At 66.9% G+C, this 14268-nt stretch carries 12 protein-coding genes; 1 reads left to right on the top strand and 11 read right to left on the bottom strand.

The features are described from left to right. Positions 1-13: 13 nt before the first annotated feature. From fdrA to RSO68_RS00690, 7 genes are all read right to left on the bottom strand, one after another. The gene (fdrA, locus tag RSO68_RS00720; RefSeq protein ID WP_315585070.1) at positions 14-1549 is read right to left on the bottom strand and encodes an acyl-CoA synthetase FdrA; all 1536 of its coding nucleotides are present in this window, start codon (positions 1547-1549) and stop codon (positions 14-16) included. Between the two features lie 24 nt (positions 1550-1573). Then, entirely contained in the window at positions 1574-2422 is an 849-nt protein-coding gene (locus tag RSO68_RS00715; protein WP_315585069.1) for a DUF2877 domain-containing protein, read from the bottom strand. Between the two features lie 9 nt (positions 2423-2431). Then, on the bottom strand, positions 2432-3094 hold the full coding sequence (locus RSO68_RS00710) for a cysteine hydrolase family protein (protein WP_315585068.1): 663 nt from the start codon (positions 3092-3094) through the stop codon (positions 2432-2434). Between the two features lie 286 nt (positions 3095-3380). Beyond that, complete coding sequence (locus tag RSO68_RS00705) at positions 3381-4283, bottom strand: LysR substrate-binding domain-containing protein (RefSeq protein ID WP_089852499.1); 903 nt, start codon at positions 4281-4283, stop codon at positions 3381-3383. Positions 4284-4548: 265 nt separating this feature from the next. Continuing rightward, entirely contained in the window at positions 4549-5352 is an 804-nt protein-coding gene (locus RSO68_RS00700; RefSeq protein ID WP_315585067.1) for a universal stress protein, read from the bottom strand. Then, positions 5336-7774, bottom strand: a complete 2439-nt coding sequence (locus RSO68_RS00695; protein WP_315585066.1) for a Lon protease family protein — start codon at positions 7772-7774, stop codon at positions 5336-5338. The genes RSO68_RS00700 and RSO68_RS00695 overlap by 17 nt, the downstream gene beginning before the upstream one ends. 53 nt (positions 7775-7827) lie before the next feature. Further along, the gene (locus RSO68_RS00690; protein WP_315585065.1) at positions 7828-8412 is read right to left on the bottom strand and encodes an anti-virulence regulator CigR family protein; all 585 of its coding nucleotides are present in this window, start codon (positions 8410-8412) and stop codon (positions 7828-7830) included. Positions 8413-8559: 147 nt separating this feature from the next. Here RSO68_RS00690 and RSO68_RS00685 point away from each other — a divergent pair, with 147 nt between their 5' ends. After that, positions 8560-9405 (top strand): glycine betaine ABC transporter substrate-binding protein, encoded by an 846-nt coding sequence (locus RSO68_RS00685; RefSeq protein ID WP_315585064.1) that lies wholly within the window; start codon positions 8560-8562, stop codon positions 9403-9405. Between the two features lie 145 nt (positions 9406-9550). Here the strand turns inward: RSO68_RS00685 and RSO68_RS00680 are convergent, their stop codons facing one another. The 4 genes from RSO68_RS00680 to RSO68_RS00665 all read right to left on the bottom strand — a co-directional run bounded on the left by RSO68_RS00680 (position 9551) and on the right by RSO68_RS00665 (position 14127). Next, complete coding sequence (locus tag RSO68_RS00680; RefSeq protein WP_315585063.1) at positions 9551-10180, bottom strand: nucleotidyltransferase family protein; 630 nt, start codon at positions 10178-10180, stop codon at positions 9551-9553. Beyond that, positions 10177-11187, bottom strand: a complete 1011-nt coding sequence (locus RSO68_RS00675) for an XdhC family protein (RefSeq protein ID WP_315585062.1) — start codon at positions 11185-11187, stop codon at positions 10177-10179. The genes RSO68_RS00680 and RSO68_RS00675 overlap by 4 nt, the downstream gene beginning before the upstream one ends. Before the next feature lie 101 nt (positions 11188-11288). Then, entirely contained in the window at positions 11289-13610 is a 2322-nt protein-coding gene (locus tag RSO68_RS00670) for a xanthine dehydrogenase family protein molybdopterin-binding subunit (protein ID WP_315585061.1), read from the bottom strand. Continuing rightward, entirely contained in the window at positions 13597-14127 is a 531-nt protein-coding gene (locus tag RSO68_RS00665; RefSeq protein WP_315585060.1) for a (2Fe-2S)-binding protein, read from the bottom strand. Before RSO68_RS00665 ends, RSO68_RS00670 begins: the two co-directional genes overlap by 14 nt. Positions 14128-14268: the final 141 nt, after the last annotated feature.

The raw sequence follows: 14268 nt of genomic DNA, 5'->3' as shown, positions 1-14268 counted from the left end.
GGGCAAAGCGCGATTACAGACTGGCCACCAGGCTGGCGGCCAGATGCGACGCGTGAGCGTTGCTGTCGGCCAGTTGCACGCCGGCGTCACGCAAGGCCATTTGGATCTGCTGACGGGATTGCGGGTCGGCATCGGTACCACATACATGGGCGATAAATACCGGCGGCGCCGTCTGTTGCCGAGCCTGTTCGATCACCGTCAGCAGGTCGGTCAGCGGCTCTTCCGCAGCGCCGTAGCCCAGCACCAGATCAAACAGCACAGCCGCGGTTTCCGGGTCTTGCGCCTCCTGCAGTAAACGCTGGTTGCGCAGCGTGGGGTCGATCATTGGATGCGGACATCCCTGGGTGAAGGCGTCATCTCCCAGGTCCACGATGGTGTGGCCCTGGCTACGCCAGAGATCGGTCAGTTCGCTGTTACCTTTCGACGGCGTGTTGGAACTTGCCCGCAAGTCATAGCTCGCGGCAATGATCTGTGCCTCATAGCAGAAGGTGCCGCCGGCAAACACGCCGCGAATATAGCGCTGGGCGTCGCTCAAGCCCGCCGCAAGCCGCGATACGGTGTCGCTATCGGCCTGGCTGCACGACTGTGCGGCCGGCTCCATCTGGTTGCGGTAAAGCGCCACGGCCACCTCGGCCGAGTGGGCCAGTGAGTCGGCGAAGTAAACGCCGTCCATTACCGTTGCCGGACTGCCCTGCCCCAGGAAGTTGACCACCACCGGTTTGGTGATGGAGGCGGCCCTGGCAAGAATCTTGTCGGCGATGGCCTGTGCGGGGGGTTTAGAAATGAGCACGACGACATCGGTTTGCGGGTCGTCTGCCAGCGCTTGCAGCCCATGCAGCATGGACAGTCCTCCCACGTCCTGATGCAGGTCGTGGCCGCCGGTGCCCAGCGCCTGCGACACGCCCTCACCCAGCTGATGAATGCGGCAAGTGGCTTCCTGCAGGCCGGTACCAGAGGCAGCCACCACGCCAATCGCGCCACGGCGCACCACATTGGCAAAGCCCAGGGGAATGCCGTTGATGATGGCGGTGCCGCAATCCGGCCCCATTACCATCAGGTTCTTTTCCTGGGCCAGATGCTTGATGGTCCGTTCGTCGGCGATGGAGACATTATCGCTGAACATCATCACGTTAAGGCCACAGTTAAGCGCTTTGATGGCCTCCGCCGCGGCGTACTCCCCGGGCACAGAAATCAGTGCCAGGTTGGCCTGCGGATGCTGCTCCAGCGCCAGGGCAAAGCTGCGCACAGGCTGGGCAGTGGATACACCGTCACCGCTGTCATCGGGCTTTGCCGCCAGGGCCTGCTCAGCGGCAACCATGGCAGCATCGCAGGCGGCGGCGTCGCCCTGCACCGCAATCACCAGGTCGCTGGGCTTGGCGCTGATGCTCTCACCAAAACCGGCGTCCGCTATGCGCGCCAGATTGGCCTCGGTACCCATCACCACGGACGCACCTTCGATGCCGTCCATCTGATCCAGTCGGGAAGAAACCTGCATCAGCGATACCGAATCCTGATACAGGTTTTTAAATACTTTGTGTTGCGTTGCCATAGGAAACCCCGTTCTTTCTAAGTTTCAAAGCGCTGACAGCTGATGGATGGCATAAACAATGCCGGCGCATGTGTCGGCGCCGGAACTGGCGCCAATGGCCAGGGTGGCGTGCAGCGAATGCTGTAACGTTGAGTCGTCAGTACCGTGCAGCAGGTGGTACACCAGCCACTGCACCGGTTGCGAGAAATGCCCGGCCAGCGCCAGCTGCAGGTAATGGGCGCTGACATCGGTGGTCCGACAGGTGTTGAGCAATCCCGGTGTGGCCAAGCGCTGAAACACCTGGTCCGCCTGGGGCCATAAGGGCCGTAAACAGTGGGCTGCAGCCAGCACGCCCAGCAGGAAATCATCGCCGGCCGGCGTCAGCCCCTGGCCCTTTCCCAGGTTGCCGAACAGCGCTTCAGGACGCGCCCCAAGCTGCGCGGGCACGCTCAGCCCGGCGGCATTCAGATAGTCATCCAGACTGGCATCGGGTCGGCCCGACACCGAGCTCACATGCCCAAGTAACGCCTGCTCGAGCGCTGCCAGATTGTGTTGCAGCCGTGAATCATCCAGTGCGGCGATCGATGGTGCCCGCTGCCAGGGCTGCGCCGTGACCGTATTCACCTGCACCCCCCGTGACGGCCTGAAGCGGATGACACCGCCGCGCATGAACGCCCCGTCGCCCGCCCGTAGTGCGGTCGCCAGATTGCCAAACGTCATTAGAGCGCCCTGGAAGGCAGTGGGTGTGGCGGGCAACGAAGTGTCCAGAATCGACAGCCAGGGTGTAGCGCGCAGGCCGGTAACGATATTCACCGAGCGCTCGAATACGCTGTGCACCTGGCCATCAAATGACTGGCGGGGGCACAAATAGCCGCAGCTCTGGGCGATGATCATCGTATCGGTCTACTTCAGTCCGGCAATGATGTTGTCGGCGCTGGTTACCCAGCCACAGATGGCGCCCTGGGCCTTGATCATCTCCAGCGCGTACTTATGGAATTTCGGGAAGTAGGAGCCGGTGCAGTCTTCCGGAATGATGCACTCGTAGCCGCGATCGTTGGCTTCACGCACGGTGGTGTTCACGCACACCTCGGTGGTTACACCGCAGACAACCAGGGTTTTGATGCCGCGGCTTTGCAGGATCAGATGCAGATCGGTCTGATAGAACGCGCCCTTGCCCGGCTTGTCGATAATCGGCTCGCCGGCCACCGGGTAGAGCTCCGGAATGATGTCGTGGCCATTCTCACCACGCACCAGAATGCGGCCTTTGGGGCCTTGCTCGCCGATAAACGTTTTACCACCGCGGGTCAGTTTGGCCGGTGGGCAGTCGGTCAGATCCGGGCGATGACCTTCACGGGTGTGAATCACCATCAGACCGGCGTCACGGGCAGCTTGCAGAACACGGCCACAGGGCTCGATGGCACCGCGTACCAAGGAGACGTCGTTACCCAGGGCTTCTCCGAAACCGCCTGGTTCAACGAAATCTCGCTGCATGTCAATCACCACCAGTGCGGTGGTTCGCGGATCAAAATCCAGGGCAAACGGATCGGCTTGGAATGTTTTCTTCATGATGCAATTCCCCTTCGGCTATGGGTGAAAGTGGCTCGTCGTCAAGAGCTGAAAACGATACTAGACCCGCCGATACAGCGGCAAAAGTGAGCAAATCTGAGTGGTGAGAACAATTAATTTGATGAATGACGAGGGAAGCTGACAACAGGGGGGAACTTAGAGCGGAGTGAAACAGGGGAAGATCAGAGTCGAGCTTGATTCGACCGTATCATCGAATCTTTTGATCGTTGGTTTCGACTTTTTTGTCTAGTGCAGTGGCAATAAGCTGATCCAGATCACGAGTGGATCACTGGCACCAGCGCAGCCGGTTCTCGCTGCGGGTCAGATAGTCAGTGCACCATTGCAGAACCGGACTTTCGCGATTGGCGTGCCAGGCATAAAACAGCTGGGTAGGCTGCTTGTGTTCGACGATCGCTTTTTTGAGCAGCCAGCCTTCGTCCAGCCATTCGCGAATACGGTGATGGGGCACGTAGCCGATGCCAATGCCCCGCTCGATCATGTTAATGGCAACGGTCAGATCCGGCGCATAAATGATTTTCTGCCCCGCCAGGGACCAGGTATCCTGCGGCAGGATATGCAGCGAGGTATCTTTCACCACAATCGCCGGATAGGCTCGCAGCGCCTCGGCGCCGAGCACTGCCGTGCGCCGGGCCAGCGGATGCTGACGGGACACCACAAAATCCCAGTCAATATGGCCAATCGACTGGTGCACGATACCCTCGAGTTTCGGCGCAGCGTGTGGCGCACCAATCACCAGGTCAGCTCGGCGGTCGTAGAGCGCGTCCCAACAGCCGTTGTACACCTCAGTTTTCACGCTGATACGGGTGGCGGGAAACTGACGGTCCAGCTGCTCGATAAAATCCACCAGCCCTTCCCGGTTGACGATGTTATTGATGGCCACCGAGAACGACACCTCTGCGCCAGCGCTGATCATCGCCGTATTGCGCACCAGTTCGTCGTACGAATCCACCAGCCATTGGCTCTGGTCAATAAAATACTGCCCGGCATCGGTCAGGCGCGCCTGGCGGCCGCTGCGGTCAAATAGCGGAAACCCCAGCTCGTCCTCTAGCTTTTTAACCGTGTAACTCACAGATGACGGCACCCGGTTCAGGCGCTCGGCGGCCACAGCGAAACTGCCACATTTGGCAATCAGGTGAATGGTGGTCAAAACGTCGCGGGAAAAGGGCATAGGATAGATAGCATCGCATCAGTTGAAATGGCACCCGGCTGACGGGATGTGAACCAGTGCGCCATTATGGCAGCTATTACTGTGCCGAACAGCGGGCGGCCAACAGCCAGTCCGCGCGCCCCTATCAACAGCAAGTATGTCATCCCGATCGGTTCCCGCATCGCCTGTTCAGGGGGCGCCATCTTGCCGAATTCCCGCCGCCCTGTGGGGCGGTATCGTTCAGGACAATGCCTGGGCCACTGCGACGTCGCTCAGGGCACCGCGATCAGGGCACCACAATCAGGGGAATCGGCAGCCGCGCCAGCAGGTCGGGGTCCTGCTCGGCCAGCCGCGCGAGCCGAGGGCGATGCAGCAGCAGCGCGCCGCTGGTCGCCCGTCGGAGCCGGTGCTCGAGCTCACGCGCATTACTCGCCTCCAGGACCTCCTCGCCCTCGAACAGCCGCGCCAGGACCTCGGGGACCTCCATGCGGGAGGGCGCCTGCGCTTCCGCTTCGGCCAGGGTGCGCAAGGGGCCGTGAGCCAGCGGCAACCGCTCATCCCAGATGATCACCGTGCAGGGCGCCTCCAGCATCAGGGCGCGGCTGGTGGAGCCCAGCCGCACGCCCCAGTGGCTCGAGAAGCCTGCCTTGCCGAGCATCAGCACGTCCCCTGGCCCGGCCAGGGCCTGCGCCTCGCTGACGATGGCGCCACGACTGATCCTGAGCTCGTGGCGAAGCTCCCGACCGGACACCGCGGCCTCCAGCGCCTCGGCCACACGGCGGGCCTGGCGCGCCTGGCCGACCACGAGGTCGTCGCGAGAGCGCCGGCGCGCCCGCCCGGAGACCGCCCCGATCTCCCGGGCGAAGGGGAAGCCGGCGCTGCTCACGAGCTCCTGATCCTCGACGAACAGCGCCACCAGCTCGGCGTGGGGGGCCACGGCAAGATCCACCGCGGCGGCCAGCGCGGCCAGGCTGTGGCGCGAGGCATCGAGCAGGGTCAGCACCCGGACGACCCTGACCGCCTGGCCGGCCGAGCTGGGGCCCGGATCGTCTCCGAGCGGCGGTCGCGCCTCGTCAGGGGGCATCGTCATCCTCCTCGTTCTCTTCCTCTATCTTTTCCTCTTGCGCGGCCTCGCCGTCGGCAAGGCCGCGCTCCGCCCGCCGGGCGTGCGTCACCGCTTCGCGGAACTGTGCCAGGCGCTCGGCCACCCGCGCCTCGAGACAGCCTTCGGGGAAGCGCCCCTGTGCGTCGAGTTCGCCGATGGGCAGCCCGGTGAGCAGTGACAGGGCCTCGTCCATTCGGGAGATCGCGAAGACCCGGAAGCGCCCCTGCTCAATGGCTGCACGCACCTCGGCCTTGAGCATCAGGTGCTCGACGTTGGTCCTCGGCAGGATCACCGCCTGACCCGACAGCGTGCCGCGGGAGCGGCAGACATCGAAGAAGCCCTCGATCTTCTCGTTCACCCCGCCCACCGCCTGGACCCTGCCGTGCTGGTCGATGGAGCCGGTCACGGCGAAGGCCTGGTCGAGCCCCACGCCGGCGATGGCCGAGACCAGGGCACAGGCCTCGGCCACCGAGGCGCTGTCGCCCTCGACGCCCCCGTAGGACTGCTCGAAGGCGAGACTCGCCGAGAGCGACAGCGGCTCCAGGGCGGCGTAGCGGCTGGCCAGGTAGCGGGAGAGGATCATCACCGCCTTGGCATGGATCCGCCCGCCGGTGCGCGCCTCGCGCTCGATATCGACCACCCGGCCCTCGCCGGGACGCGCCGTGGCGGTGATGCGCGTGGGCTGGCCGAAGGCGGACTCGCCCAGCTGCATCACCGCGAGGCCGTTGACCTGGCCGACCACGTGTCCCTCGGTCGCGACCATCAGGGTGCCGCGGGTGAACAGCTCGTGGCTGCGCTCGCGCAGACGCCCCGCCCGCCAGAGCTGCTGCGCCACCGCCTTCTCGACATGGGCACGATCGATCACCCGGTCCTCCGCCTCGCCGGCCCAGTGATCGGCCTCCAGCAGCAGGTCATGGAGGTCGCGGTGGCGCGCCGTCAGCTTGCGCTGGTCGCCGGCCAGGCGGCTGGCGCGTTCGATCACCGCGGCCACGCCCTCGCGGTCCAGGGGGCGAAGCGCCGCGGTGCGCGCCAGGGTCGCCACCATGCGGGCGTAGAAGGCCTCGTGCTCAGGGTCACGATCGAGCTCGTCCTCGAGGTCGGCCTGCACCTTGAACAGCTCGAGAAACTCCGGGTCATGCTCGCAGAGCAGGTAGTAGAGCAGGCGGTCGCCGAGCAGCACGATCTTGACGTCCAGCGGAATAGGCTGCGGCTCGAGGGTCACGGTGCTGATCAGGCCATAGGCCTGCTCGAGGGACTCGGTGCGGATCTCGCCGGCCCGCAGCACCCGCTTGAGTGTCTCCCAGGCCCCCGGCTGGGTGAGCACGCCACGCACGTCCAGCACCAGGTAGCCGCCGTTGGCGCGATGCAGGGCACCGGCGCGGATCAGCAGGAAGTCGGTGAGCAGGGTGCCGTTGTGCACGTGGTGCTCGATGCGTCCCACCAGGTGCTGATGGCTGGGCAGATCCTGATGGATCACCGGCGCTCCCTTGGCCTCGGCGTTGTCCACCAGCAGGTTGATCTGGATGCGGCTGTAAAGCGCCTCCGCCGGTATCTCGGGGTCCTCCTCGATGAAGGACTCGGCATTGAACAGGATCGCCTCGCGAATCGCCTCGAGATGGGTGATGACGCCCGGCTGGGCGGCGTAGCGCTCATTTAGCTCTTCAAGCGGCGCGTCGATGGCCGATTCGAGCATCTCCGCATTGAGCGCACTGGCCTGCTCGCGCAGCTGCTTGGCCAGACGGGGCATCCGGCGAATCGCCAGGGTGAGCGTGCGCTGCAGCTCCTCGACCTTGTGCTCGATGCGCTCGCGCTCCTCGGCGGGGAGTGCCTCGAAGGCTTCCGGAGCCATCATCTTGTCGCCATCGGCCGGCGCGAACGTGAAGCCGTTGGGGGTGGAAAGCAGCAGGATGCCGTGCTCGCGGGCCTCGCCACGCACGCTCTCGACGGCATCGCGCTGTCGCTCGCCCATGGCCTGCTTCAGCTCGTGGAGGCGGTTCTGGTACTCCTCGCTCTCGAAGACTGCGGGAATGGCGCTACTCAGCTCCTCGATCAGGCCGTCCAGATCCTCGCGCAGCGTGCGACCCATGCCGGCCGGCAGGGAGAGCACCAGCGGCACGGCCGGATCATCGAAGTTGTAGCGAAAGCACCAGTCCCCGGGCGCGGGGCCACGCTTGGCCCGCTCGGCGAGAAAGCGCCCCACCAGGCTCTGCCGGTCGTGTCCAGGCGACCCCAGCACGAAGAGGTTGAAGCCGTCGCTGCGCATCGCGGTGCCGAAACTCAGCGCGTCCCGGGCTCGCTCATGCCCGCTGAGCAGGTCCAGCGACTCGAGTTCGCTGGTGATCTCGAACGCGAAGGCCTCGGTGGCACAGCGTCGATAGACCTGGGTGACCTCCAGGGGCTCCAGCATGGTCGCTCTCCTCTACCCTTCCCCCTTATAACTGGCTCGCCGTCATCGCGCCGTCAGCGCAGGATGTCGTGGATCACCTCACGGATGATGTCGTTGGTGATATCGACCAGCACGGCATCGGCCCCCACGCGACGCCACTCGTACCCCTCGTAGTAAGGCAGTTCGCGGCGCAGGCGCGGGTCGAAGTTCTTGGCGATCCCCGGCGGCAGGGGCTTGCCGCGCGCGAGGTTCTTGCGAATACCAGGCGGCAGGCGATCGCGCTCATCCAGATCGAGAGCATCGCGACGGCGATGGAAGATGTCGCGGATCTCGCGCTCATCGATGCGCAGGCGGCGAGCTTCCCGAACATCACGGTCGCGGTCCTGCTCTCGATCCCGGCCTCGATCCCGGTATCGATCGTCATCACGCCTCGCCTGGCGGTAGCGCTCGTCGGACCGGCCCTGACCCCGCTGGTCCTGCCCGTGCTGGCTCCGTCCCTGTCTACCCTGAACCGTCTCCTGACCCTGGCCCCTTTGCTGAACGCCGCCCTTGCCGACACCCTGTCCGTTGCCGGGTTGCGCCAGCAGCGGCGCGGCGACGAGCGCCAGCCCCAGGGCGGTGACGAACGCCAGTAAAGAGCCACAGCCGGCATATCTCATGAGACAACTCCTGATTGAGAAACGTACCCAGAGTCTAGTCACACCGGGCGCAGAACACGGGTAGAGACGGATTCGTCATCGTGCGAGAACAGGTATCATGTCAGCGATCCGAAATCGCTTTCCCTGCCTCTGCTGGAGATGTTTGAGATGATTCTGCGTTCGCTGCTCGCTTCCACCGGCCTGCTGCTCGGGGCCGTCAGCCCGCTGGCCCAGGCCGACACTCTGCGCCTGGGCATCGGCGAGTGGGCCACCGGTCAGGCCAGCACCTATGTGCTCAAGGCGGTACTCGAGGACGCCGGCCATGAGGTGGAGATCCGCTCGGTGAGCCTGGCCGCGATCTGGCAAGGGCTCTCCGTCGGCGAGCTCGATGCCTTCACCGGCGCCTGGCTGCCGGTCACCCAGGCCAGCTATTACGAGGGCCTGGCCGATCAGATCGATGATCTCGGCCCCAACCTCAACGACGCCCGCGTCGGCCTGGCCGTGCCCAGTTACGCCGAGGCGACCTCGATGGCGGACCTGGCCGAGGCCGGCGACGCCTTCGGCGAGCGTATCCACGGCATCGACCCGGGCGCCGGCATCATGGCCCTGACCGAGCGGGCCATGGAGGCCTACGGTCTCGACGACTGGCGACTGATCGCCGGCAGCGATGCCGCCATGAGCAAGACCCTGGAGACCGCGATGGGCCGCGAGGAGCCGATCGTCGTCACCGCCTGGGCGCCGCATCCGGTGTTCTCGGGGCAGTCGCTGCGCTACCTGGAGGATCCCGAGGGCCTCTACTCCCAGGACGAGCGCATCCACACCGTGACGCGCCAGGGGCTCGCAGAGGATAAGCCGGCGATCACCGCGATCCTGGATCGCTTCGCGTGGAGTGCCGATGACGTTCAGGGCCTGATGGAGGCCAATCAGGCCAACGGCGACTACGAGGCCAACGCCCGCGCCTGGGTCGAGGCGCACCCCGAGCTCGTCGCCGAGTGGCTGGGCGAGAACGACTGAACCCGCCCCCTCTGGTACGCGGGTCTGCCCGACGCGACACCAACAGCACCGCTTAACGACATCGCCCGGCCACACTGGCCGGGCGATGTCGCATCTGGCAATCGCCTACCGGCGCGGCCGCATTGGCGGCGCCGTCACGTTACCCTCAGGGGGTGCCGGGCTGGCTTGCAAGCATCGCCGGTGTATCGATATCCCGGTGCACGCCGTCGTCCTCGACCTCGATCTCCCGGCAGGCTTGGGGGTGGTCGGCGATCACGCCGCGGGCGCCCTGCTCGCCAGCCAGCCTGGCCAGGTGTGGCCAGAAGGCCCGGCCGAAAATCACCGGGTGTCCGGGACGCCCGCCGTGGCGGGGCCGCACGATGCGTTCAGGCGCTGCGGCCGCTGCCAGGCGCCGGCAGGTCCAGGGCGCGATGGCCGGCATGTCACCCAGCCACACCGCCGCCGCCTCGACGTCGCGCATGCCGGGATCCTCGAGCAGCCGCGTGAAGGCATCACCGAGACTCGCCCCAAGCCCCTCGTCGGCTCGCGGGGCGACCAGCAGGCCAAGACTCGCAGGCTCGTGAGCGTCGAGCGCCAGCGAGGCGAGGCTCTCGCCGGCCCGCACGACCAGCACGCGCCGCGGCGACAGGGCGAGGCTTGCCTGAAGGCTCGCCGCCAGCAGGGGCCGACCACCCGGCAGGCGTGCCAGCCGCTTGTCGGCGGGCCCGAAGCGCCGCGAGCGCCCCGCCGCCATCATCAGGATGACGAGGCGGTTCGCGTCGTGATTCGCCCTCACAGGTCATCCCGGGCGCGGCCGCGGCGTACCCGTACGATATCGGCCATCACCGCCAGGGCGATCTCCGCCGGCGTCTTGCTGCCGAGCCCCAGGCCGATCGGCATGTGGATGCGTGCCAGCGCCGCCTCATCGAGGCCGCCGCTGCGTTTCAGGCGCTCGGCGCGGGCGGCAGAGGTCTTGTACGAGCCCATCACGCCGATATAGAAGGCCTCGCTCGTCACCGCCTCGATCATCGTCAGGTCATCGAGGCGGGGGTCGTGGGTCAGCGCCACCACCGCGGTGGCCGCATGGCAGCCGCCGTCGGCAATGTAGGCCGAGGGCAGCGTCGCGACCCGCTCGACGCCGGGCAGGCTGAGCGCGTCGAGCGCCTCCGATCGCGGGTCGCAGACGATGACCTCGAATCCCAGCCGCTGGGCGAACTCGGCGCAGGCCTCGGCGACCGGCGACATGCCCGCCAGCACCAGCCGCGCCACGGGTCCGACTCTCAGCTGCACATGCCCCGGCCGGGCGCGGCCCGGCGCCTCGCCGTTCGACGCGGGCGGCCAGATCACCCGCTCACCGAGGCCCGCATCGTCTTCGAGATACGCCGCGCCGCCTGTCAGGTAGACGTGACGCAGCGCCGGCCGCTGGCCGGTCAGCGCCGCCTCCAGGGCCGAGAGATGCGCGAGTGTCTCCTCGCCGGGCGACAGGCGTTCGACCAGCACCTCGAGGAGGCCGCCGCAGGGCAGCGTGACCCCGGGCCCGTCGAACTCTCCGCCCTCGCCATAGCGCACCCGCTGCACCGGCGACTCGAAGGCACCCTCGGCGAGGCGCTCGAGAAAATCCTCCTCGACGCAGCCCCCGGAGAGCGAGCCCACGTGGGCACCATCGCGGCGTGCCACCAGCCAGGCACCCGGCTCCCGGGGCGAGGAGCCGAAGGTCGAGAGCACCGTGCATAGCCACAGCGTCTCGCCCTGCCGCGCCCAGGCCAGCGCCTGGCGGATCACCGTCAGATCAAGGTGTTGCATGAAAGGTCTCATTCAAGAGGCCCCACCCCGGAGGCTCCGGGGCGGGGCGTGACAGCACGGGGGCGCTGCCCTGATGGAAGGCGGTCCGAGAGAACGCCCCTCTAGAGCGCGGCCTTGAGCGCCTCGGCGCGCATCGGCATGTCGCGCAGGCGCACGCCGACGGCATGCTGGATGGCGTTGGCGATGGCGGGCGCCACCACCGTAGTGCCCGGCTCGCCCAGGCCCACCGGCATGGCGTCGCTGTCGACGAACTCCAGGTCCATCTGGGGCACCTGATCCATACGCAGCGGCGTGTAGGCGTCGAGGTTCAGCGCCTTGGGCTTTCCCTTCTCGATCTCGGTGCCCTCGTAGAGCGCCATCGAGAGCCCCCACAGCAGCGAGCCCTCGAGCTGCGCCATGGCACCGTCGGGGTGTGCCAGGGTGCCGGCATCGGCCACCGTGGTCAGTCGCTCGACCTTGACCGTGCCGTCGCCGCGATCGACCCGGACTCGGGCGATGCAGGCGACCCAGGTCGGCATGCTGCGCTCCTGGCCGAAGGTCAGGGCCACGCCCATGCCGACATCGTCGGGCAGGCTGTCGCGGTCGTCCCAGCCTGCCTTGGCCATGGCCCGCTCGAGTACCGCCTTCAAGCGCTCGGCGCCGCCGAGGCTATGCGGCGCCTGGCCGGCGTTGCGGCCCTCGGCCTTGAGCAGGTTCAACCGGAACCGCGCGGGATCCTCGCCGGCGGCCAGCGCCAGCTCGTCGATGTGCTGCTCCACGGCCCAGGTCGTCCAGCCCGGCCCCACCGAGCGCAAGTAGCCCGGCACGAACACCTCGTGGGCCTTGTGGTTCTGCTGGGCCCAGACGCGCTGATCACCGACGTCGTACCAGTGATCGGCGCCGCTGATGGCGAAGGAGTCGACCTTGCCACCGTTCTCGACCGTTTCGGCGAGAAACGCCGGCGCCATGGCGGCCGACGGCCAGCCGGCGGCGGCGGCATGCTCGGAGGCTACCACGCGGCCGCTGTCGTCGAGCCCGGAGCGCAGGCGCTGCACCGAGGGCGAGCGCACGCAGTCGAAGCGGGTGTCGTCGGGACGCGTGAAGAGCATCTTCACCGGGCGCCCCAGCGCCTTGGCCGCCAGCGCCGCCGGGATGGTGTAGTCGCCGTAGAGACGCCGCCCGAAGCCGCCGCCCAGGTAGTACTGGTGCAGGGTGACCTGGCTCTCATCGACCTCCAGGGCCTTGGCCAGCATCCCCACCGCCAGCGTCTGCTGCTGGTTGCCGCAGTGCACGTGCCAGTGGCCGTCTTCCTCGACCACGGTGGCGTTGACCGGCTCGAGCTGGAAATGCAGCACGCTCGAAGTGGTGTAGGTGGACTCGACCACCCGGCTCGCCCCCTCGAGGCCGGCGGCGGCGTCGCCGATGTCGACGAACAGCGAGCCGTTGTCGCGGCTCGGTGCCTCGACCAGGGCATGGCCCTGCTGCTGGATGTCTGCCTCGGTGACGACATAGCTGTCGCCGCGCTGCCACTCGACCTTCAGGGCGTCGGCGGCGCGCATCGCCGCCGAGGTGCTGTCGGCGATCACCGCGAGCCAGCCCTGGCAGACGCCGGAGGGGTCGTTAAGCTCGATGGTCTGGCGATAGCCCTCGATCTGCTTGGCGGCGCTGTCATCCACCGAGGTCGGCTTGGAGCCGAAGCGGGTCGGCGGCAGCACCGGGCGCGCATGGAGCATCCCCTCGACGCTGACGTCGATGCCGTAGATCGCCTCGCCGTTGACCTTGGCCGGCACGTCCAGGGCGCCGCCCTTGGTGCCGAGCACCCGGCGCTCGGCGGCGGGCTTCAGGGAGATCTGCTCGAGCTCTTGCTCTGTGAAGGTGCGCTCGAGCCCGGCCTGGGCGACGATCTCGCCATAGCCGATCGACTGGTCACCGCTGATGACCCGGCCATTGCGCGCGCGGCAGTCGGCCGCGTCGACGCCGAGCAGTTTGGCACCGGCCTCGATCAGCGCCATACGTCCGGCCGCGCCGGCCCGGGACAGCGGTAGATAGCTGTGATGCACCGACCAGCTGCCGCCGGTGACCATGTAGCCCCACTTGGGGTCGCTGTCGACGTAGACCACCTCGATGGAGGACCAGTCGGCCTCGAGCTCCTCGGCGACCAGTCGCGCCAGGCTGGTAGCGACGTGCTGGCCCATCTCGGCCTTGGTGATATGCACCGTCACGGTGCCGTCGGGCGCAATGGCGTACCAGATCGTCGGCTCGTAGCGCCCGGCGGCCAGCGCCTCGCTGGCGGAGCCGCTCGCCGCGCCGGCGATGCCGGAGAGACCGAAGGCGAGCATCGCCGAGCCGGCCATGGTGCCGATCAGAAAGCCGCGGCGCGAGATGCCCCGCGCGTCGTCCTGGCGCGCCTCGACGGCCGCCAGCTCATCGTCAAACCTGGCCATGGGTCACCTCCTCTGCGCGGGCCGGATCGAAGACGCCGACACCGGCGGTGCTCGCCTCGCGGGCCTGAGTGATCTCGGCGGCGCGCTTGACCGCCCGATGAATACGCCGGTAGGCCATGCAGCGGCACAGGTTGCCGGCCATCGCCTCGGTGATCTCGTCGTCGTCAGGATCGGCGTTGCGGCTCAGGAAATCGGCCGCCTGCATGATCTGGCCCGACTGGCAGTAGCCGCACTGGGGCACCTGCTGCTCGCGCCAGGCCTGCTGCAGGGGATGGTCGTCGTCGGCCGACAGCCCTTCGATGGTGACGATCTCGGCGCCTTCGGCGGCGGAGACCGGCAGCACGCAGGTACGGGTGGCCGCGCCATCGAGATGCACAGTACAGGCGCCGCACTGGGCGATGCCGCAGCCAAACTTGGTGCCGGTCATGTCGAGATGATCCCGCAGCACCCACAACAGGGGGGTCTGGGGGGATACATCAACGCTGACCGGCTCGCCGTTCAGGGTAAAACTGGCCAAGGGACTTCTCCTCAGGTGGTCGACAGGGCGGCGACTGGCGCCGCGCATGCGCCGTGAGCCGGCGTCTCTTGTAGGAAATTGATCAGGGTCAATGTTAGCAGGCTGACAATTCATGTCGAATCCGCCCCGAAATCACCCTCA

The sequence above is a fragment of the Halomonas saccharevitans genome (genome assembly GCF_032333995.1).
Lineage (GTDB): Bacteria > Pseudomonadota > Gammaproteobacteria > Pseudomonadales > Halomonadaceae > Halomonas > Halomonas saccharevitans.
This window is presented reverse-complemented; position numbering and strand designations above follow the sequence as displayed.

Excerpts from the sequence above, each read along its gene's own strand:
- fdrA (WP_315585070.1), bottom strand. The coding sequence starts at position 1,549 with ATGGCAACGCAACACAAAGTATTTAAAAACCTGTATCAGGATTCGGTA.
- RSO68_RS00715 (WP_315585069.1), bottom strand. The coding sequence starts at position 2,422 with ATGATCATCGCCCAGAGCTGCGGCTATTTGTGCCCCCGCCAGTCATTT.
- RSO68_RS00710 (WP_315585068.1), bottom strand. The coding sequence starts at position 3,094 with ATGAAGAAAACATTCCAAGCCGATCCGTTTGCCCTGGATTTTGATCCG.
- RSO68_RS00705 (WP_089852499.1), bottom strand. The coding sequence starts at position 4,283 with ATGCCCTTTTCCCGCGACGTTTTGACCACCATTCACCTGATTGCCAAA.
- RSO68_RS00700 (WP_315585067.1), bottom strand. The coding sequence starts at position 5,352 with ATGACGATGCCCCCTGACGAGGCGCGACCGCCGCTCGGAGACGATCCG.
- RSO68_RS00695 (WP_315585066.1), bottom strand. The coding sequence starts at position 7,774 with ATGCTGGAGCCCCTGGAGGTCACCCAGGTCTATCGACGCTGTGCCACC.
- RSO68_RS00690 (WP_315585065.1), bottom strand. The coding sequence starts at position 8,412 with ATGAGATATGCCGGCTGTGGCTCTTTACTGGCGTTCGTCACCGCCCTG.
- RSO68_RS00685 (WP_315585064.1), top strand. The coding sequence starts at position 8,560 with ATGATTCTGCGTTCGCTGCTCGCTTCCACCGGCCTGCTGCTCGGGGCC.
- RSO68_RS00675 (WP_315585062.1), bottom strand. The coding sequence starts at position 11,187 with ATGCAACACCTTGATCTGACGGTGATCCGCCAGGCGCTGGCCTGGGCG.
- RSO68_RS00670 (WP_315585061.1), bottom strand. The coding sequence starts at position 13,610 with ATGGCCAGGTTTGACGATGAGCTGGCGGCCGTCGAGGCGCGCCAGGAC.